The following is a 20,899-nucleotide window of genomic DNA, read 5'->3' as shown; positions in this document are numbered from 1 at the left end:
CCGCGCGTTACGGTGAGCCGTATGCCCGACACCCCATCCGCACCCGTGCTCCTCGGCGACCAGCCGGGCTCCTTCCCTCACAGCGTGCTGGCCGAGCGGCACCCGGCCATCATCCGGCAGGTGCGCGAGGCCTTCCCGTACGAGCCCTGGCAGCACCGCGCGCTCGACGAGCTGCTGGCCAACTGCACCAAGGGCGAGATCGAACCGCTCCCGGCCGACGCGCACGACCGCGGCCTATGGGACAGCTGGGGGCTGCGCGAGTACACCGGCCGGTCCTGGTTCGACGTGCCGTGGCTCTGGTCCGAGAGCTGGTTCTACCGCAGGCTGCTCCAGGCCGTCGGCTACTTCGGCCCCGGCCCCTGGCAGGGCATCGACCCCTTCCGCCCCTCCAAACTGGCCGAACTCGACTCCCGCGAGACCGACGAGGAACTGGCCGCGCTCGACGACCTCGCCGGCCGGCCCGCCGGAGAACAGGCACAGGCCCTGCTGCACGGCTCCCTCTGGGGCAATCGCGCCGACCTCGGCTTCCGTCTCTCCGCCGAGGGTGCACGGGCCGCCGAGGCCGCCCCCGGACTGGTGGCCGACGACAGCGACCGCCTGTGGGCCCTGCTCGGCAGCACCGGCACCGGCACCCTGTGCCTCGTCGCCGACAACGCGGGCCGCGAACTCGTCCCCGACCTGCTCCTCATCGCCCACCTGCTGGCCCACGGGCGCATCGGACGGGCTGTCCTGCACGTCAAGCCGTACCCGTACTACGTCTCCGACGCCACCACAGCCGATGTCGTCGACGCACTGCGCCGGCTGACCCGTGCGGGCGGAGCGGCCGCCGAGTACGGACAGCGCCTGTGGTCCGCCCTGGCCGACGGCCGCCTGACCCTCCGGGCCCACCCCTTCTCCTGCGCCCCGCTGCCGTACGAGGAGATGCCCGGCGACCTGCGCGCCGACTTCGCCTCGGCCACGCTCACCGTCGTCAAGGGCGACCTCAACTACCGCCGCTTGGTGGGCGACCAACTCTGGGAACCGACCACGCCGTTCGCGGACGTCACCGCTTACTTCCCCGGCCCCGTCGCCGCCCTGCGCACCCTCAAGTCCGACGTGATCACCGGCCTCGACGCCCGCACCGAGGCGGAACTCGTCGCGGCGGAGGGCCGGCGCTGGCGCACCAGCGGCACACATGCCCTGATCCAGCTGCGGACCCCCTAGGGGGCCACAAACTCACACAACCTCCCGCGAGCGCACCCGCATTCAGCCCCGATTCACGCGATGGTGTGATCATGTCCGGCCCGGCGGATGCCGCCGCCGGACGCCGGGTAGGGCCCGGCCATGACGCAGCCGTTCGAACTCCCGCACTTCTACATGCCGCATCCCCCGCGGCTGAACCCCCATCTCGAGGAGGCCCGGGCCCATTCGGCCGAGTGGGCGCGCGAGATGGGCATGCTGGAGGGCTCCGGCGTCTGGGACCAGGCCGACCTCGACGCGCACGACTACGGCCTGCTCTGCGCCTACACCCACCCCGACTGCGACGGTCCCGCCCTCTCCCTCATCACCGACTGGTACGTGTGGGTCTTCTTCTTCGACGACCACTTCCTGGAGAAGTACAAGCGCAGCCAGGACCGCCTCGCCGGCAAGGCCCACCTGGACCGGCTGCCCCTGTTCATGCCGCTGGACCTCTCGACTCCCGTGCCGGAGCCGGAGAACCCGGTCGAGGCGGGCCTCGCCGACCTGTGGGCCCGTACGGTGCCGACGATGTCGCAGGACTGGCGCCGCCGCTTCGCCGTGGCGACCGAGCACCTGCTGAACGAGTCCCTGTGGGAGCTGTCCAACATCAACGAGGGGCGGATCGCCAACCCCGTCGAGTACATCGAGATGCGCCGCAAGGTGGGCGGCGCCCCCTGGTCGGCGGGCCTCGTGGAGTACGCGACGGCCGAAGTGCCCGCGTCCGTCGCGGAGTCCAGGCCGCTCAGGGTGCTGATGGAGACGTTCTCCGACGCCGTGCACCTGCGCAACGACCTGTTCTCCTACCAGCGGGAGGTCGAGGACGAGGGCGAGCTCAGCAACGGCGTGCTCGTCCTGGAGACCTTCTTCGGGTGCACCACCCAGGAGGCCGCGGACACCGTCAACGACGTCCTCACCTCCCGCCTCCAGCAGTTCGAGCACACGGCGTTCACCGAAGTGCCCGCGGTGGCCCTGGAGAACGGCCTCACCCCCGGCGAGGTCGCGGCCGTGGCGGCGTACACCAAGGGGCTTCAGGACTGGCAGTCCGGCGGCCACGAGTGGCATCTGCGCTCCAGCCGCTACATGAACGAGAACGCGGTGCGCGGCGGCAGCCCATGGCCGGGATGCACCGGCATCGGCACCTCGGCCGCCGACGTCCGCGCCCTGCTCGCCACGGCCGGGGCGGAGCGGCTGCGCTCCTACACGCACGTGCCGTACCAGAAGGTCGGGCCGTCACGGATCCCCGACATCCGCATGCCGTTCCCCCTGGAGCTCAGCCCGCACCTGGACAGCGCCCGCCGGAGTCTGCGCGACTGGGTGGAGCGGATGGGCATCCTCGCCGAGGGTGTCTGGGACGAGGACAAGCTGCGGGCCTACGACCTCGCGCTCTGCTCGGCCGGCCTCGACCCGGACGCCACCCCCGAGGCCCTCGACCTCAGCGCTCAGTGGCTCGCCTGGGGCACCTACGGCGACGACTACTACCCGCTGGTCTACGGCCACCGCCGAGACCTGGCCGCCGCACGGCTGACCACGGCCCGCCTGTCCGACTGCATGCCCGTCGACGGCGACGAGCCGCTGCTCCCGGTCAACGCCATGGAGCGCGGCCTGCTCGACCTGTGGGTGCGCACCACCGCGGGGATGACGCCCGGCGCGCGGCGCACGCTCAAGGACGCGATCAACGTCATGACCGAGAGCTGGGTGTGGGAGCTGTCCAACCAGCTCCAGAACCGCGTGCCCGACCCGGTCGACTACCTGGAGATGCGCCGCGCGACCTTCGGCTCCGATCTCACCCTGAGCCTGTGCCGGATGGGACACGGCCCGGCCGTCCCGCCCGAGGTCTACCGCAGCGGCCCGGTCCGCTCCCTGGAGAACGCCGCGATGGACTTCGCGTGCCTCCTCAACGACGTCTTCTCGTACCAGAAGGAGATCGAGTTCGAGGGTGAGATCCACAACGCGATCCTCGTCGTGCAGACCTTCTTCGGCTGCGACTACCCGACCGGGCTCGGCATCGTGCACGACCTGATGAGCCAGCGCATGCGCCAGTTCGAGCACGTCGTCGCGCACGAACTGCCCGTCCTGTACGACGACTTCCAGCTCACGGAGGAAGCGCGCGCGGCCATGGGGACGTACGTGACGGACCTGCGGAACTGGATGGCGGGCATCCTCAACTGGCATCGCGAGGTGGACCGCTACAAGGACGAGTGGCTGTCCCGGCGCGCCCACGGCTTCCTCCCGGACCGGCCGCCGGCCGTGCCCGTACCCGCCTTCCGCTGAGGCGGCGCTTTCCGGCCAGATCGACTCGGAACGGGACATGACGGAACCCCCGGTGGTGCGCCGGGGGTCTTCTTGAGGGAGAGGAACAGACAACGCACCACACGGGGGTTTCACCTTGACCGAGATCATCGACAAGCCGGCCGACGCCATGGACACGGGGGACCGGGCACCGGCACCCGCACCGGCCGAACTGACGCCGTACGTCGCGCCGTTGCCCGTCCCGCCCGTCCTGCGTCCCGCCTCCGGCGACGTCCTGCGCGAGACCGAGATCGCCCTGCGCCCCACCTGGGTGCGCCTGCACCCGCAGCTCCCGCCGACCCTGATGTGGGGCTACGACGGCCAGGTGCCGGGCCCGACCATCGAGGTCCGGCGCGGACAGCGCGTGCGCATCGCCTGGACCAACCGCATCCCGAAGGACAGCGAGTACCCGGTCACCTCCGTCGAGGTGAAACTGCGCCGCGACGGCCGCCCGCAGTCGAGCACCGAGCCGGGGCGCGACGGAGCCGAACCGAACAAGGACGTCACGGCCCTGCCCGCCTGGTCCGTGACCCACCTGCACGGCGCGCAGACCGGCGGCGGCAACGACGGCTGGGCCGACAACGCGGTCGCCTTCGGTGACGCCCAGCTCTCGGAGTATCCGAACGACCACCAAGCGGTGCAGTGGTGGTACCACGACCATGCCATGAACATCACCCGGTGGAACGTGATGGCCGGCCTGTACGGCACCTACCTCGTCCGTGACGACGAGGAGGACGCCCTGCGTCTGCCGCGCGGGGAGCGGGAGATCCCGCTGCTGCTCGCCGACCGCAACCTCGACACCGACGAGGACGGCCGCCTCAACGGCCGGTTGCTGCACAAGACGGTCATCGTCCAGGACGCGAACCCGGAGACGGGCAAGCCGGTCTCCATCCCGTTCACCGGCCCGTACACCACGGTCAACGGCCGTATCTGGCCGTACGCCGCCGTCGAGGCCGGCTGGTACCGGTTCCGGCTGGTCAACGCCTCCAACGCGCGCATCTACGACCTCGTCCTCGTCGACGAGGAGAACAACCCGGTCCCGGGCGTCCTCCACCAGATCGGCAGCGATGGCGGGCTGCTGCCGCGCCCCGTCCCGGTCGACTTCGACGAGAGCCTGCCCACGCTGACCGCGGCCCCGGCCGAGCGCTTCGACCTGCTGGCCGACTTCCGTGGGTTCGAGGGCCGGACGCTGCGCCTGGTCAACAAGGGCCGCAACCAGCCGCCGGGCGTGCCGGACCCGGCGGGTGACGTGCCGTATCCGGCCGTCATGGAGTTCCGGATCGGGGAGACCTGCGAGCCGGACACCTTCGAGTTGCCCACCGTGCTCTCCGGCTCCTTCCGCCGCCTCACCCACGACATCGGGCACGGCCACCGTCTGGTCGTCCTCACCCCGCCCGCCACGAAGGGCGCCGGTGGCCACCCCGAGATATGGGAGATGGCGGAGGTCGAGCACCCGGGCGACATCCAGGTCCCCACGGACGGCGTCATCCAGGTCACCGGCCCGGACGGCAGGACCAAGACGTACCGGCGCACGGCACGGACGTTCAACGACGCCCTCGGATACACCATCGCCGAGGGCAGCCACGAGCAGTGGAGCTTCCTCAACCTCGCGCCCATCGTCCATCCCATGCACATCCATCTGGCCGACTTCCAGCTCCTGGGCCGTGACGGCTACGACGTGTCGGGCTTCGACCCGGCGGTGGGCGGCACCCGCACGCCGATCCGCTACGACGCCGGCACCTCCGTCCCGCTCGCGCCCAACGAGCTCGGCTGGAAGGACGTCTTCCGGGTGCCCGGGAACCAGATGCTGCGCGTCATGGGGAAGTTCGACGGCGCGCACGGCCGGTTCATGTACCACTGCCATCTGCTGGAGCACGAGGACATGGGCATGATGCGGCCCTTCGTCGTGATGCCCGCGCAGGTGCTGAAGTTCGACCACGGCGGCGCCCACGGCGGCCACGGGGAGGGCCACACGGGCTGAACCGGACGCGCGGCTCGCACCGCACCCGGCACGCCGGGTGCGGTGCGAGCCGCGCCCTGGTCCCGGTCTCCCCGACGGGGCGCATGGCCGCCTCCGAGGCCGGTCAGTCTCACTCTTTCGTGGCTCATCGCGTGCCGCGGTGCCGGGTAGAGCACCAGCCATGATCGTTCCGCCTCCGCCGGAGGCGATCGGCACCATCCGGAGGCGAGCCATGGAACAGACCGCGCTGCGACCCAAGCCGATGCCGGGCCGGGAGCCCGACGGCGCGGCGTCGGTGACGGGATCCGGCCCGTCACGGCCCCATCCGCGCGCCGCCCGGCGCCGCGTGCGGCGGCTGCTCAACGTGCTGTTCGCCGGGTTCGCCGGCGTCGTCCTGGTCCTGTCCGGGATCGGTCTCGGGGCGATGGGCGCCACGGTGATCGGCACGGGCGCGGGCCTCGATCCGCGAGGGCGGCACACGCCGCCACCGGCCGGCCCCTCGACGTCGCCCGCCGCTTCCGCGCCCGCCGCCGTGACCCTCGGAGTGGAGGTCATGGACGCCGGGAAGCCGGGAGCCCTGGTCGTCGGGCTCCACGTCCCCGGGCCGGCTCAGGAGGCGGGTCTGGTGCGCGGCGACCTGCTCCTCGTCTTCGGCGGGACCCGCATCGACACGGCCGCCGACCTGGCCCGGGCCGTGGCCCGCGCCCGCCCCGGCGCGAAGGTGAAACTGACGGTGCGGCACCGCAGCGGCGGCTACCGGCAGCTGACGGTCGTACCGGCCGTCGTCACATGACCACCCGGCAGTGGCTCGTGAGCCGCCCCGAGTCGTCACGACGTGGAAGGCGATCCCGGGCGGCGCGTCCCGCTCGGCGACCTGCTCGCCCTCCCAGGGCAGCCGCAGCGTCCACGTCACACCGGGGCCGACGACGAGGGGGCGTCCCGCGAACGAGGTCGCCGCTCGCACACCCGCTCGGCGCGCTCCGCCGCCCGCGCGCTCCCGTCCAGATGCAGATCGCTGATGTGTGCGAACGAGCACGGTCCTACGCCCTCTCGATCGAATGATTAATGGATGTCGAGAACCTAAGCATTAGTTGTAATGCCTGAGCAACGCTCTGCCATCAGCGTCGATGCCCGGCTGAAGTGCGCAGACCGCTCGCGCCGCCCCCTCCGGCCGGGCAGGATGCTGCCCGTAGCCCCTTCGCCCGTCCCTGGGAGGCCCGGATGACCGCAAGAACGGCCGCGTCCTTCACCGCCGACGACTACCGGGCCCGTATGGAGCGCGCCGCGCGGATCGCCGCCGAGGCCGGGCTCGCGGGCCTGCTGGTGGCCCCGGGACCGGACCTGGTGTGGCTCACCGGCTACACGCCACCGGCGGTCACCGAACGCCTCACCCTGCTCGTCCTCGCCGCCGGGCAGGACCCCGTCCTCGTCGTCCCCGCGCTGGAGGCCCCGGACGCGCAGAGGGCGGCCGGTGCGTCCGCCCTCGCCCTGCGCGACTGGACCGACGGCAAGGACCCCTACGCCGCCACCGCCGCCCTGCTCGACGCCTCGGGCCGGTTCGGCATCAGCGACAACGCCTGGGCCCTGCACCTGCTGGCGTTGCAGCGGGCCCTGCCCGGCAGCTCCTACACGTCACTCACCGAGGCCCTGCCGATGCTGCGCGCGGTCAAGGACGCGGCGGAGCTGGAGCTCATGACGGCCGCGGGAGCCGCCGCCGACGCGACGTTCGAGGAGATCACGAACGTCCCCTTCGCAGGCCGCCGCGAAGCGGAGGTGGCCGCGGACCTCGACCGGCTGCTGCGCCGCCACGGACACGAGCAGGTCGACTTCACCATCGTCGCCTCCGGGCCGAACGGCGCCAACCCGCACCACGAGGCGGGTGACCGCGTCATCGAACGCGGCGACATGGTCGTCCTCGACTTCGGCGGCCTGAAGGACGGCTACGGCTCCGACACCTCCCGCACGGTCCACGTCGGCGAGCCCACCGACGCGGAGCGCCGGGTGCACGACATCGTGCGCGAGGCGCAGGAGGCGGGATTCCAGGCCGTGCGGCCGGGCGCCGCCTGCCAGGACGTGGACCGGGCCGCCCGCGCGGTCATCGCCGGCGCCGGCTACGGCGAGTACTTCATCCACCGCACCGGACACGGCATCGGCGTCACCACCCACGAGCCGCCCTACATGATCGAGGGCGAGGAGCGGCCCCTCGTGCCCGGCATGTGCTTCTCCGTGGAACCCGGCATCTACCTGCCCGGCCGGTTCGGCGTGCGCATCGAGGACATCGTGACGGTCACCGAGGACGGCGGGCGGCGTCTGAACACCACCTCCCGCGAGCTGGTCATAGTGGAGTGACGGCACCGATGTCCCCCACACGCCTCCCGAACGGCAACGGCGCGACCATGACCCAGGCACCGACACCCACCGCGGACACCGTCCGCCGGCTGGTCCGTTCCCTGCTCAAGGACGGCGGCCAGGACGGCAAGGAGGGCAGGGGCGGCACGGGCGGCAAGGAGCCCAGGCAGGGCACGGGCTCCGCAGTCGGCCCCGACGTCCGGCCCGCCACCGAGGGCGCCGACCCGGCCACCTGGTGGGTCGGCAGCCGCCACGTGCTGCGCCTCGCCCCCGACCGCGAGGCCACCGTGCGCCAGCGCCGCGAACTGCGCCTGCGCGACCTGGTCCGCCCGCACGTCCCGGTGACGGTGCCGGTCAGCGTGGCGCACGGCGAGTGGGCGCCCGGGCTGACCTACACGCTGGACACCAGGGTGCCCGGCGGCTCGGGCGAGGAGCACGACGTGTCCGCCGTCGGCGAGGCCGACCTCGCCGGACTGCTCACGGGGCTGCGCGAGGTACCGGTCCGGCAGGCCGAGACCCTCGGCGTGCCGCGTGCCGCGCCGCGCTCCCTGGAGGCGCTGCGCCGGGCCGCCGTCCGCGCCGCCGAACGCCTCGCCGACGCCGACGAGTTCGACGCCGCCCGCCTGAACCAGCTCACGGCGCCCGCCGCGGCCCAGCTCGCCGCGCAGTCCGGCTCGGTCGTCCTCACCCACCACGCGCTCACGGGCGGCCATCTCGTGGTCAGCGCCGACGGACGCGTGCGCGGCGTCCTCGGCTGGGACGGCGCGGTCGTCGGCGACCCGGCCGAGGACATCGCGGGCCTCGCGCTCGCCGTCGGCTCACCCGCCGCCGTACGCGCCGCCACCCTCGCCGGCTACGGCGCCCGCCCCTGCCTGCGCGGCCTGTGGCTGGCCCGCTGCGACACGGTCGTCCACCTCGCCGATGCCCTCCCGGGCCGGGACACGGCCCGGCTCACCGTGCTGCGCACGCAGCTGCGCCGGGCCTGGGAGCCGATCCTGCTGGAACGCGTGACGGACCTGCGGGACACGGACGACGCCCTCTGACGGTCGACGCCCTTCGAGGGACGTCACTCCTGCAGCAGCACCGCACCCGACTCCCCGGGCACGTGCACCACCCCGTCCGCCCCGGGGGTGTCCACCGGCTCCCACGCGGCCAGCACGCGCGCGTGCGGGACGCCGAGCGGCAGGGCGGCCGGTTCCGGCGCCAGGTTCACCACCACGAGGACGTCCCCGCGCCGGAAGGCGATCCAGCGGCGCTCCTCGTCGTAGGCGACCTTGGTGTCGGCGAGGTCCGGATCGGTCAGGTCGGGCTGCTCGTGGCGCAGGGCGAGGAGCTGCCGGTACCAGGCCAGCACGCGCGCGTGCGGCTCGCGTTCCGGCTCGGACCAGTTGAGGCAGGAGCGGTCCCGGGTCGCCGGGTCCTGCGGGTCGGGCACGTCCTCCTCCTTCCAGCCGTGCGCGGCGAACTCCCGCCGTCTGCCCCGCCGTACCGCGTCCGCCAGCTCCGGGTCGGTGTGGTCGGTGAAGAACTGCCAGGGCGTGCCCGCCGCCCACTCCTCGCCCATGAAGAGCATCGGCGTGAAGGGGGCCGTCAGGGTCAGCGTGGCCGCACAGGCCAGCAGCCCGGGGGAGACCAGGGCCGAAAGGCGGTCCCCCTGGGCGCGGTTGCCCACCTGGTCGTGGGTCTGGCTGTAGCCGAGCAGCCGGTGCCCGGCCACCCGCGTACGGTCCAGGGGGCGCCCGTGGTGCCGCTCCCGGAAGCTGGAGTACGTCCCGTCGTGGAAGTAGCCGCCCGTGAGGGTCTTGGCGAGCCCGGCGAGGGGAGCGCGCGCGAAGTCGGCGTAGTAGCCCTGTGACTCGCCGGTCAGCGTGGTGTGCAGGGTGTGGTGGAAGTCGTCGTTCCACTGCGCGTGCAGCCCGAGTCCGCCCTCGTTCCGGGAGGTGATGAGCCGCGGGTCGTTCAGGTCCGTCTCGGCGACCAGGAACAGCGGCCGGTCCACCTCGGCGGCCAGGGCGTCCACGGCCGTCGACAGCTCCTCCAGGAAGTGCAGCGCGCGCGTGTCCACCAGCGCGTGCACCGCGTCGAGGCGCAGCCCGTCGATCCGGTAGTCGCGCAGCCACGCCAGCGCGCTGCCGATGAGGAACGCGCGCACCTCGTCCGAGCCGGGCGCGTCGAGATTGACCGCGGCGCCCCAGGGCGTGTGATGCCGGTCCGTGAGGTACGGCCCGAATTCGGGCAGGTAGTTGCCGGACGGGCCGAAGTGGTTGTGCACCACGTCGAGGACCACGCCCAGGCCGAGTTCGTGGGCCCGGTCGACGAAGCGTTTCAGCGCCTCGGGCCCGCCGTACGGCTCGTGCACGGCCCACAGCGAGACGCCCTCGTACCCCCAGCCGTGCGTGCCCGGGAAGGGGCACAGCGGCATCAGCTGCACGTGCGTGACGCCCAGTTCGGCGAGATGGCCGAGCCGCTCGGCGGCCGCGTCCAGGGTGCCCTCGCGGGTGTACGTCCCGACGTGCAGCTCGTACAGCACCGCACCGGGCAGCGGCCGCCCCCGCCACTGCGCGCGCCACTCGTGCCGCTCGTGGTCGACGACCGCGCTCAGCCCGTCCGGGCCGTCCGGCTGCCGGCGCGAGCGCGGATCGGGCCGTACGGGGCCGTCGTCCAGGGCGAAGCCGTACCGGGACCCGTCGCGCGCGTCCGCCTCGCCCCGCCACCATCCCGCCCGTTCCGGATCGCGCTCCAACGCGCGCGTGACGCCGTCGCACCGGAGCGTCACACGGCCTGCCTGCGGTGCCCACACCTCGAACTGCACGGACGGTTCCCCTTCGTCTGCTCACCGTGATGTAGCCCGTCCATGGTGCGTCAAACGCGATCAATCCGCTGGTGCATCCACCCATTTGCGGCGGGTCTCGGCGGATGCGGGCACGTGGCGGCCGTTTTCCCGTTTTCTGGACAGCCCGGCCGCGCTGCCCGACAATCACGATCGTGACGTCGTCCTTCGAGTTCAACACGTACCCCGCGCGGCTGTCCGACGTGGAGCGCGACAGGGCGCTGAAGGTGCTCCGTGACGGCGTCGCCATGGGCCGCCTGTCCCATGACACGTTCATCCGCCGCATGGAACTGGCGCTCGCCGCCCGCCGCGCGGACGAACTCGCCGTGCTCACCGCCGACCTGCCCACGGAGAACCGGTTCTCCCGCGTGGTGTTCGGCACCGTCGAGGCGGTCTCCGGCTTCACCGTACGGCTGCGCAGGGCCTGGCAGGCCGAGAAGCTGCCCAAGCTGCTGCTGCCCCACCCGGCGCACGGCCACCCGCTGCGCATAGGCCGCGACCCCGCCAGCGGACTGCGCCTCAACCACGAGACCGTCTCCCGCGTCCACGCCGAACTCCGCCACCAGGGCGGCATGTGGGTGCTGCGCGACCTCGGCTCCACCAACGGCACGACGGTGAACGGACGGCGCGTCGTCGGCGCGGCCGTCGTCCGCGAGGGCGATCAGGTCGGCTTCGGACGGATGGCGTTCAGGCTGTCGGCCGACTGACCGGGTACCGCTCCGCGGCCGGCTGACCGGAAACCGAGCCACGCCTCAGCCCTGGCCTTGGAGGTACCGGCTGTCGCTCCCCGGGGAGTGGCTCAAAACCCATTGTGTTCCGCGGTGTTGACGTACCCCTGAAGTCGTGACTGACTGTGCGTACGCCATGTACAGCTGGTGAAGCGACGGCACCGCATCGGGGAGGTGTGCCCTGCCACCCCTCCTGCGCTATCCGACCGTCGACGAACTGGGCACCCGGGCCGCCGCCCTCGTCGCCCGCCACCCGCGAGACGCCCGGCTGCGCAGGATCGGCACATCCCGCGCGGGCACGCCGATGTGGCTGCTCTCCGTCGGCCACGGCAGCCGTCAGGCCCTCGTCGTCGCCGGACCCCACGCCAACGAACCCGTGGGCGGCGCCACCGTGCTGCGCCTGGCCGAGCGGGCGCTGGCCGACCCGCGGCTCACCGAGGGCGCCGACGCCACCTGGAACCTGCTGCTGTGCCTCGACCCGGACGGGCTGCGCCGCAACGAGGGCTGGCTGACCGGGCCCTACGCACTCGGCCGGTACTTCCGGAACTTCTTCCGGCCGGGCTTCCTGGAGCAGCCCGAGTGGCTGCCCGACGGCGCGGACGGCGCCGCCCTGCCGGAGACGCGCGCCCTGCTCGACGTCCAGGACGAACTGCGGCCGTTCCTCCAGTGCTCCCTGCACGGCGTCGACGTCGGCGGCGGCTTCGTCGAGCTCACCGACGACCTGCCGGGCCTCGGCCGGCGCCTCGCCCGCATCGCCGCCCGGCTCGGCATCCCCCGCGAACTCGGCGCCTACGACGCCCTGTACTGGCCCGGCCTCGGGCCCGCCGTCTACCGGATCCCGCCGCCGCGCCCGGCCGGCCTGGCCGCGGCCATCACGGAGGCCGCCGTCGAGTCGACGTGGTTCCACCCGCACCGGCATGGCACCCTCACCGCGGTCGTCGAAGCGCCCATGTGGGGCGTGGCGGCCGTGACGGACGGCTCCCCGCCCGCCGACCGGGACGGGGTGCTGCGGGCCGTGAGCCGCACCCTGCGCCACGACACGGGGCTCCTGCGGCATCTCCTGGCCCGCATCCGGCCGCACCTCGCCACCGTGCCCGACGCGGCGCGCCTGCTCGCCCCGGTCGACGACTATTTACTGGTCTGCCCCGGCCTCGCCGACGCCTGGGACCCCGACACCGGCGACGGCGCGGCCCACCCCCTTCCGCCGCTGAGCACCGCCCACCTCGCCGCCCTGCGCATCTCCGGGCGACGGCTGGCCCTGCGCACCGCCGGTCTCCTCCACCAGCTCGTGCGGGCCGCCGGACACGACCCGGCCGGGGCGCTGCCGGAGCTGGACCGGCTGATCGACGAGTGGTGCGCCGACTACCACGAGAGCTGCGGGGCGCGCTGGATCCCGGTGGCGTGCCAGGCGGAGTACCAGGCGCGCGTGGTGCTGGCCGCCTTCACACTGGCCGCGCGGGCCACGCGCGCGTGCTCCCGCTCGGGCGAGCCGGGGTGGGAGTCGGGGGCGACGGTACCCATGCAGCGGGAGTGACACCGCGATGACGGCACGGACGGAGCCGGTCTCTACGACACCCCTTCGCGCGCGTGCAGGGCCGCGGCGACCACCGTGCGGGTCTGGTGCTCGACCTGGTGCTCCAACGGCACCCAGCGGGCCCGGAAGCGTTCCGCGAAAGCGTCGCTCCAGGCCGCCACGAGTTCCTCCAGCTGCCCGGCAGCCCGGTCGTCGGTCCCGCGCAGCACTCGCCGCAGCATCGCCGCCGCGCGCAGCGGCACACGGCGGGCGAACGCGTCCACGCTGCCGACGTACGCCCGGGTGCGGTCGGCCGGCGGGGTGCGCACCAGGTCGTCGGCCAGCCCCGGCACCAGGTCCAGCCCCCACCGCGCGGCCCGCAGCAACGGCCCGTCCAGCTCCGCGAGCCGGGGCAGCGCGCCGTCGAGGACCCGCGTCACCTCCAGCGCGTCCTGCCGCAGCCGGCCCGCGAGCCGTCCGATCGCCGCCGCCGGGGCCGGATGCGGAGCCGGGTCGTCCACCAGGTCGCTCGCCCACATCGGCACCTCGACCACGGCGGTGAGGCCGCCGTAGCGGTGGGCGTGGAACCAGGTGCTGTGCCGTGCGTCGTCCGGCAGGCTCGGATACGCGGGCTCGATGCCCGGCGCGGGCATCACGTGCACGCCCGGCCCGGACGCGGGCCAGCCGGCGGCGTCCGAGGCGCCGGTCTCCACCGGGATGTGCAGCTCCGCCGCGGACTTGGCGAACGGCTCGGCCAGCCCGGGCACGTCCTTCGTCAGCTGCACCCAGCTGCCGCCCAGGTCCGTGCCGTGCAGGGTCACCTGGAGGTAGGGGCGCAGTTCGTCGATGACGCCGGTCAGGGCCCGGGTCTCGGGCGGCAGCCGGTCGGGAGGCAGCACGGACGGCGCCCACTCCGGCTGCTCCGGGCCCGCGGGGCGGAAGAAGCCGAGGTGGTAGTCGAACAGGCTGCGCGGCGCGGGCGTCACGTGCAGGCTCGCCCCGTCGGGGTCCGCGCAGAGCAGGAAGTGCCAGGAGATGCCGTCGCGCAACTCCCGCTGTTCCAGCACCCGTCGGGCGAGTGCCAGCAGGGTGCAGGAGCCGGTCGGCTCGTTGGCGTGGGCGCCGGCGACCACCAGCACGGCGCGGCGGGCGCGGCCCACGGACAGCAGGTGCAGAGGTCTGCCCGCACGCGAGGCACCCACCTGCCGCAGGGTGCACAGCCCGGGCCGACGAGAGGTCAACGCCCGGGCGGCCAGGACCTGTTCGGCCACCGTCGGGTAGCGCAGCTCCGGCAGGACACTCACCCCCGTCACATCCGCCCGAGTTCGCCATCGCAGTACCCCACGGCCATGGGGCGGTGTCAAGGGCGCGACGGGGGAGGGTCCCGGGGGCGCCCGGAAGCATTGCCGGCCGGGGCGTGGCGGGGGCCGGGACGGAGTGCTTCGGGCGCCCAGGACGGTGCGCGGCGGGGACCCCCGGGACGGTGTGCGTCACCGCCGTCGGCGTGGCGTCACCGGCGTGCTGTCACCGCTGGTGCAGCCCGCGTCCGGCCAAGGTCAGGAACACCTCGCCGACCGCCTCCGACAGGGCCGGGTGCGGGTGGACGTGCCGGGCCACGTCGGACGGCTCCGCGTCCCAGCCGACGATCAGCTGGCTCTCGGCGCGGCCGGCCGCCCGGCTCACTCTCCGACCCGCTCCAGCAACGCCACCGGAAGCCGCTCGAAAAGTTCCTCCACGCGCGCGTGGCCCGTGAACTCGCGTGCCGGTTCCAGTACGTCCGCCCAGCGCCCGGGCGGCAGGGGCAGTCGGGTGTCCTGCCAGCCGCCCGCCTCCGCGAGCCGGAGCGACAGGCGGGTCACGGCCGTCAGTACCTCCCCGGAGCGGGCGAACGCCAGGCAGTGGGCCGCCGCCGGTCCCTGGGCCGGGAGCGGCAGGTACGTCGCCGTGTCGCCGAAGGCGTCGGGGCGCCGTGCCCGCAGCCTCAGTGCCGCCCGCGTCACCGCGATCTTCTCCCCGGACGTCCCGCCGGACTCCTCGGGCGGGAAGCTCACCGCCCGCCGGTTGTCGGGGTCGACCAGCGCCCGGTACTCGGCCTCCGTGCCCTGGTAGACGTCCGGCACCCCCGGCATCGTCAGCTGGACCAGGGCCGTGCCCAGTACGTTCGCCCGGATGTGCGGCCCGAGAGACTCCCGGAACGCGGCGATCCGCTCACTCGGCGCCCCGCACGGTCCGGCCGCCACGAACCGCGCCACCGCCTCCTCGTACGGCGGCTCCTGCTCGGTCCAGCTGGTGAACAGGCCCGCCTCGCGCACGTGCTTCAGCAGCGCCCCCTGCACCCGCTCCAGGGCCCCGGACGCCGGGCCGAGCCCGAACACCGTCTGCCAGGCCGCCCAGGCCAGTTGCGCGTCCGGCACGCCCTCGCCGGTGCGCGTCACCTCCGCGAGGACGTCCGCCCAGCGGTCGGGGCACTCCGTGAGCACGTGCAGCGCCGCCCGGACGTCGGCACTGCGCTTCGTGTCGTGCGTCGAGGCGACCGTCCCGGTCACCGGCCAGTCGCGCTGCACGCGCGCGCAGTACGCGTGGAACTCCTCCGGCGACAGCGCCGGACCGCCCGGATTCCCGCCCACCTCGGTCGCCGACAGCAGCGGCACGTACCGGTAGAACGCCGTGTCCTCCACGGACTTCGCCCGCAGTGCCGACGAGGTCTGCGCGAACCGCGTCCGGAACTCCAGCTGCGCGGGCCCGTCGCCGTACCGCCCCAGGACGAGGTCCCGTACGACGTCCACCGCGCCGGCCTCCTCGGGCACGGTGAAGGCGAGCCGGGCCTCGGCGCCGGCCTCCTCCGTGACCACGGACGCCGCGTCGACGGACTCGTACGGCCGGTAGACCTCCATCCGCACCAGCAGCTCCTGCAGCGCCGTGCGCAGCGCCCAGGGCGCGCGGTCGCGCAGCGCCGGCTCCGGCGAGGTCGCGCACAGCCGGTCCGCCACCCGCACCAGCCGGTCGGTCTCGGTCGCCAGCTCGTGCGTGAGGACCTTGTAGGCCGCCCGCCGCACCGTCGCCTCCCACTGCCCGCCCCGGTCGGTCTGCGGGGCCGCGAACCGCCGGTACTGCCCCAGCAGCTCTCCGAACCCGGCCGGGTCCGTGAAGAGCCCGTCCACGTGCCGCAGGGCGTCGTAGCCGGTGGTGCCCGCGACGGGCCAGGAGGCCGGCAGCTGCTCACCGTCGGCCAGGATCTTCTCCACGACGGTCCAGCGGCCCCCCGTCGCCTCGTGCAGCCGCCGGAGGTAGCCGTCGGGGTCGGCGAGCCCGTCGGGGTGGTCGACGCGCAGCCCGTCGATCACGCCCTCGTGGAGCAGCTCGAGGATCTTGTCGTGGGTGGCCTCGAACACCTCCGGGTCCTCCACCCGCACCCCGATCAGCTCCGAGATGCTGAAGAACCGCCGGTAGTTGAGCTCGGTCCGGGCCAGCCGCCACCACGCGGGGCGGTACCACTGCGCGTCCAGCAGGTGCGGCAGCGGCAGGTCCTCGGTGCCCTCGCGCAGCGGGAAGACGTGGTCGTAGTAGCGCAGGACGTCACCGTCGACGCGCAGTTCCCCGAGCACCTCGCCCAGCGGCCCGCCGAGCACCGGCAGCAGCACCTGGCCGTTCTGGGCCTCCCAGTCGATGTCGAACCAGCGCGCGTACGGCGACTTCGGGCCCTCGCGGAGCACCTCCCACAGGGCGCGGTTGTGGCGCGGGGCCATGGCCATGTGGTTCGGGACGATGTCCACCACCAGTCCGAGCCCGTGCTCGCGCGCCGTGCGCGCCAGCGCCCGCAGTCCCTCCTCGCCGCCCAGTTCCTCCCGCACGCGCGCGTGGTCGACGACGTCGTAGCCGTGCATCGAGCCCGGCACGGCCTCAAGGACGGGGGACAGATGCAGGTGCGAGACGCCGAGCGAGGCCAGGTACGGCACGACGGCCGCCGCGGCCCCGAACGGGAACTCGGGCTGCAGTTGCAGCCGGTACGTGGCCGTGGGCACCACGGGGTCAGGTCGCTCAGGTGTCATGGAAACCTACGTACCCGCCCCGCCGCCGTTCGTGTCATCGCCCGCGCCAGGTGCGCCGCGCGTCGCCCGGACGAGTGGCTCTGTCCGGGCGACGAATCTGGGGCGAACCGGGCGACCAACCGGGCGCCGCGCCGCCGGCTACACGGGCCGCTGGAGCACCGTCATGCTCCGGTCGGTCAGGGTCAGCCGGTCTCCGGCCTGCACCTTCGGGCCCGTGCCGGGCGGCACACCGTCCGCGCGGGCCGTGTCGACGACCACCTGCCACTGCCGCCCGTGGTTGACCGGAACCAGGAACTCCAGCGGCTTGGGCGAGGCGTTGAACATCAGCAGGAACGAGTCGTCGGTGATGCGCTCACCGCGCGGGCCCGGCTCCGAGATCGCGTTCCCGTTGAGGAACACCGTCAGCGCCGAGGCCCGGGCCGAGTCCCAGTCCCGCTGGGTCATCTCCCGGCCCTCGGGGGTGAACCAGGCGATGTCGGACAGATCGTCGTGCGTGCCCTCCACGGGCCGGCCGTGGAAGAAGCGCCGGCGGCGGAAGACCGGGTGGTCCCGGCGCAGCCACACCATCGCGCGTGTGAAGGCCAGCAGCTCCCGGCTCAGGCTCCCCTCGGCGTCCTCTCCTCCCTCTTCGGGCCACTCGACCCAGGCCAGTTCGTTGTCCTGGCAGTAGGCGTTGTTGTTGCCGCGCTGGGTGCGGGCGAACTCGTCGCCGTGGCTGATCATGGGCACGCCCTGGGACAGCATCAGCGTCGCGATGAAGTTCCGCATCTGCCGGGCCCGCAGCCGCAGCACGTCAGGGTCGCCGGTCTCGCCCTCGGTCCCGCAGTTCCAGGACCGGTTGTGGCTCTCGCCGTCCCGGTTGCCCTCGCCGTTGGCCTCGTTGTGCTTGTCGTTGTACGACACGAGATCGTGCAGTGTGAAGCCGTCGTGGCAGGTCACGAAGTTGATCGAGGCCAGCGGGCGCCGCCCGTCGTCCTGGTACAGGTCGGACGAGCCGGTCAGCCGCGAGGCGAACTCCGCGAGCGTGCGCTGCTCGCCCCGCCACAGGTCCCGCACGGTGTCCCGGTACTTGCCGTTCCACTCGGTCCACAGCGGCGGGAAGTTCCCCACCTGGTAGCCGCCCTCGCCCACGTCCCACGGCTCGGCGATCAGCTTGACCTGCGAGACCACCGGGTCCTGCTGCACCAGGTCGAAGAACGACGACAGCCGGTCCACCTCGTGGAACTGCCGGGCGAGCGTCGCCGCCAGGTCGAAGCGGAACCCGTCGACGTGCATCTCCGTGACCCAGTACCGCAGCGAGTCCATGATCAGCTGCAGGACGTGCGGAGACCGCATGAGCAGGGAGTTCCCCGTCCCTGTCGTGTCCATGTAGTAGCGGGGGTCGTCCGTCAGCCGGTAGTAGCGCGAGTTGTCCAGGCCCTTGAAGGACAGGGTCGGGCCAAGGTGGTTGCCCTCGGCGGTGTGGTTGTAGACCACGTCGAGGATCACCTCGATCCCGGCCTCGTGCAGCGCCTTCACCGCCGACTTGAACTCCAGCACCTGCTGACCCCGGTCGCCCCAGGAGGCGTAGGCGTTGTGCGGGGCGAAGAAACCGATCGTGTTGTAGCCCCAGTAGTTGTTCAGGCCCATGTCGACCAGGCGGTGATCGTTCACGAACTGGTGGACGGGCATCAGCTCCAGGGCCGTGACCCCGAGCTCGGTGAGGTGCTCGATGATCGCCGGGTGCGCGAGGGCCGCGTAGGTGCCGCGCAGCTCCTCCGGCAGGCCCGGGTGCCGCATGGTGAGGCCCTTGACGTGGGCCTCGTAGATCACCGTGTGGTGGTACTCGGTGCGGGGCAGGCGGTCGTCGCCCCAGTCGAAGTACGGGTTGACCACGACCGACGTCATCGTGTGCGGCGCCGAGTCGAGATCATTGCGCCGGTCGGGATCGTCGAAGTGGTAGCCGTAGACCTCCTCGCCCCAGCTGATCGAGCCGCTGATCGCACGCGCGTACGGGTCGAGCAGCAGTTTCGCGGAGTTGCAGCGCACCCCGCGCTCCGGGGCGTACGGGCCGTGCACCCGGAACCCGTACCGCTGCCCCGGCATGATGCCCGGCAGGTACGCGTGCCGTACGAACGCGTCGCTCTCCCGGAGCTCGATCGCCGTCTCCGAGCCGTCGTCGTGCAGCAGACACAGCTCTACTCGGTCCGCGGCTTCCGAGAAGACCGCGAAGTTCGTGCCGGCGCCGTCGTACGTGGCACCGAGTGGATATGCCTCTCCAGGCCAGACCTGCATGGATACGACTCTTTCAGGTGAGCGGCGCCGGTGGGGACGCCTTGGCCCCGAGTCTCCCCGAAAGTGAGGGAACCTCCTATGACTTATCTCCCTCTTACCGCGTGACCAGTGCATATGCGTTATGTCGAACCAGTGGGGCAAGTGATACTCCCGAGTCTATTGGGGGAGTAGGGGGAAGATTGACCCGGGGCAGGGCGGACCGGCCCCGGCACAGGGCAGCCGCACGGCTGAGAACTACCCTGCCCATCCGGCTGCACCGCCGACCGCTCCCGGAGTACCCTTCCTTGATCGTTGGGTGGGACCAGGCCCCCGGGAGTGCCCGGGGGAGCGGAAGGCGGTGCGCGGGTGGGCTCGGGAGGGCTGGAGCTGCCCCCTGGTGACGAGGGTCACGAGGGGAACTCCGCAGACGTCCCGGCCTCTGCCGTGTCCCTGGCACGGCCGATGGACGCGACGGGCTCGATCGGCCCGGAGCTGGACTGGGACGCCGACGCCTGGCGCGAGGTGCGCACCCGCGCCCAGCGAGCCGGCCGGGCCTACATCTGGCTGAACCTCGTCGAGCAGCGGCTGCGCGCGGTCGTCGCCGCCGTCCTGCGCCCCGTCTACGAACCCGTCCACGGCGAGGACTGGGTGGTGGCCGCCGCCGGACCCGCCGGGCAGGAGTGGGTGCAGCGCGCGGTCGCCGTACGCGAGGTCAGCCGCCGCAAGGGCTATCTGCTCGACCCGGCCGACGACAACGTCCTGTCCTTCCTCACCCTGCCGCAGCTGCGCGAGCTGATGGTGCAGCACTGGCCCTGCTTCGAGCCCTACTTCGACGACCGCCGGGACGTGGAGCTCGCCCTGGACGAGCTGGAGGTCACCCGGAACGTCGTCTCCCGCAACCGGGCCCTGTCCGAGGCCGTCCTGAACCAAGCCGAGCGCGCCTCCGCCCGGCTGCTGGAGATGCTCGGCGCCGGCGGTGACGTGCCCTCCGCGCGCCGGCTGCCCATCGACGCGGTCGAGGACCTGGTCGGCGACCGGTACGCCGACGTGGTCGCCGTCCACCCGGACCGGGTCCGGCTGATGCGCCAGTTCCCGGCCGAGGACATCTTCGGCGGCGCCCGCCGCCTCGACGCCATCGGCATCGGCCTCAACCTGCTCGTGCAGAACTTCTCCGGCCGCCGTCTGCTCCGGCTGGCCGAGTCCGGCTGCCGGGTGCGGCTGCTGTTCCTCAACCCGGCCTCCAGCGCGGTCAAGCGGCGCGAGCGCGAACTGGGCATCAAGCGCGGCGAGCTCAGCCGGGCCGTCGAGATGAACATCCTGCACATGCGCCGGGTGCGGGCCCGGCTGCGCGACCCGGGGGCCTTCGAGATCCAGGTCTTCGACGAGACGCCCCGCTTCACGGCGTACCTGGTCGACGGCGACGGGGCGGACGGCATCGCGGTCGTGCAGAACTACCTGCGCCGGACCCGTGGGATGGAAGCGCCGGTGTTCGTGCTGCGCAACAGCGGCAAGGTCGTCAAGTCGGGCGAGATCGACGAAAGTGGTCTCTTTCCCACCTATCGCGAGGAGTTCGAGGTGATGTGGGCGGATTCGCGGCCGGTGTCGTGAACCGTCCCTCCTGGTCGCGTGGTTCGGCGCCCGAGCGGAGCGCGGTCCTCTGATTGTCAGTGGTGCATGGGAAGGTGGAGACCACTGGGGGAACGCACCATA

General features: G+C 72.9%; 14 protein-coding genes and 1 pseudogene. 9 read left to right on the top strand and 6 right to left on the bottom strand.

The features are described 5' to 3' along the window. The first annotated feature begins 21 nt into the window (after positions 1–21). The 4 genes from ACIBL4_RS23315 (at position 22) to ACIBL4_RS23300 (ending at position 6,260) form a co-directional block, all read left to right on the top strand. Positions 22–1,203: a damage-control phosphatase ARMT1 family protein gene (locus tag ACIBL4_RS23315; RefSeq protein WP_399413030.1), complete on the top strand. Its 1,182-nt coding sequence runs from the start codon at positions 22–24 to the stop codon at positions 1,201–1,203. A 120-nt stretch (positions 1,204–1,323) separates the two neighbouring features. Beyond that, entirely contained in the window at positions 1,324–3,489 is a 2,166-nt protein-coding gene (cyc2, locus tag ACIBL4_RS23310; RefSeq protein ID WP_399413028.1) for a germacradienol/geosmin synthase Cyc2, read from the top strand. Positions 3,490–3,637: 148 nt separating this feature from the next. Further along, positions 3,638–5,488, top strand: coding sequence for an O-aminophenol oxidase PhsA (phsA, locus tag ACIBL4_RS23305; protein ID WP_399413499.1), 1,851 nt, complete (start codon positions 3,638–3,640; stop codon positions 5,486–5,488). 211 nt (positions 5,489–5,699) lie between these two features. After that, a complete protein-coding gene (locus ACIBL4_RS23300) occupies positions 5,700–6,260 on the top strand; it encodes a PDZ domain-containing protein (RefSeq protein WP_399413497.1) in 561 nt (186 codons plus the stop codon). On the opposite strand, the pseudogene ACIBL4_RS23295 reads toward ACIBL4_RS23300, so the two are convergent. Then, positions 6,253–6,425: pseudogene (locus ACIBL4_RS23295) on the bottom strand (phosphodiesterase); the annotation flags it as partial. The gene ACIBL4_RS23300 and the pseudogene ACIBL4_RS23295 overlap by 8 nt on opposite strands. A gap of 263 nt (positions 6,426–6,688) precedes the next feature. Here ACIBL4_RS23295 and ACIBL4_RS23290 point away from each other — a divergent pair. Together ACIBL4_RS23290 and ACIBL4_RS23285 are read left to right on the top strand one after the other, a co-directional pair. Next, on the top strand, positions 6,689–7,816 hold the full coding sequence (locus tag ACIBL4_RS23290) for an aminopeptidase P family protein (protein WP_399413026.1): 1,128 nt from the start codon (positions 6,689–6,691) through the stop codon (positions 7,814–7,816). Positions 7,817–7,863: 47 nt separating this feature from the next. Beyond that, positions 7,864–8,859: an aminoglycoside phosphotransferase family protein gene (locus ACIBL4_RS23285; protein ID WP_399413495.1), complete on the top strand. Its 996-nt coding sequence runs from the start codon at positions 7,864–7,866 to the stop codon at positions 8,857–8,859. A 23-nt stretch (positions 8,860–8,882) separates the two neighbouring features. On the opposite strand, the gene treZ is transcribed toward ACIBL4_RS23285, so the two are convergent. Beyond that, complete coding sequence (gene treZ, locus ACIBL4_RS23280) at positions 8,883–10,628, bottom strand: malto-oligosyltrehalose trehalohydrolase (RefSeq protein ID WP_399413024.1); 1,746 nt, start codon at positions 10,626–10,628, stop codon at positions 8,883–8,885. A 173-nt stretch (positions 10,629–10,801) separates the two neighbouring features. On the opposite strand from treZ, the gene ACIBL4_RS23275 reads away from it, so the two are divergent. After that, entirely contained in the window at positions 10,802–11,353 is a 552-nt protein-coding gene (locus ACIBL4_RS23275) for an FHA domain-containing protein (protein WP_399413022.1), read from the top strand. A gap of 202 nt (positions 11,354–11,555) precedes the next feature. Beyond that, entirely contained in the window at positions 11,556–12,908 is a 1,353-nt protein-coding gene (locus ACIBL4_RS23270; protein WP_399413493.1) for a M14 family zinc carboxypeptidase, read from the top strand. A 32-nt stretch (positions 12,909–12,940) separates the two neighbouring features. On the opposite strand, the gene ACIBL4_RS23265 is transcribed toward ACIBL4_RS23270, so the two are convergent. From ACIBL4_RS23265 to glgX, 4 genes are all read right to left on the bottom strand, one after another. Beyond that, positions 12,941–14,191, bottom strand: a complete 1,251-nt coding sequence (locus ACIBL4_RS23265) for a M14 family zinc carboxypeptidase (protein WP_399413020.1) — start codon at positions 14,189–14,191, stop codon at positions 12,941–12,943. A 220-nt stretch (positions 14,192–14,411) separates the two neighbouring features. Continuing rightward, positions 14,412–14,570: a hypothetical protein gene (locus ACIBL4_RS23260; protein ID WP_399413522.1), complete on the bottom strand. Its 159-nt coding sequence runs from the start codon at positions 14,568–14,570 to the stop codon at positions 14,412–14,414. Next, positions 14,567–16,936 (bottom strand): malto-oligosyltrehalose synthase, encoded by a 2,370-nt coding sequence (gene treY, locus ACIBL4_RS23255; RefSeq protein WP_399413018.1) that lies wholly within the window; start codon positions 16,934–16,936, stop codon positions 14,567–14,569. Before treY ends, ACIBL4_RS23260 begins: the two co-directional genes overlap by 4 nt. A 138-nt stretch (positions 16,937–17,074) precedes the next feature. Further along, positions 17,075–19,210 (bottom strand): glycogen debranching protein GlgX, encoded by a 2,136-nt coding sequence (gene glgX / locus ACIBL4_RS23250; RefSeq protein ID WP_399413016.1) that lies wholly within the window; start codon positions 19,208–19,210, stop codon positions 17,075–17,077. A 315-nt stretch (positions 19,211–19,525) separates the two neighbouring features. Here glgX and ACIBL4_RS23245 point away from each other — a divergent pair, with 315 nt between their 5' ends. Continuing rightward, complete coding sequence (locus ACIBL4_RS23245) at positions 19,526–20,797, top strand: SAV2148 family HEPN domain-containing protein (protein ID WP_399413014.1); 1,272 nt, start codon at positions 19,526–19,528, stop codon at positions 20,795–20,797. The last annotated feature ends 102 nt before the right edge of the window (positions 20,798–20,899 follow it).

The sequence above is a fragment of the Streptomyces sp. NPDC050416 genome, assembly GCF_044458845.1.
In the GTDB taxonomy this organism is placed as follows: Bacteria; Actinomycetota; Actinomycetes; order Streptomycetales; family Streptomycetaceae; genus Streptomyces.
This window is presented reverse-complemented; position numbering and strand designations above follow the sequence as displayed.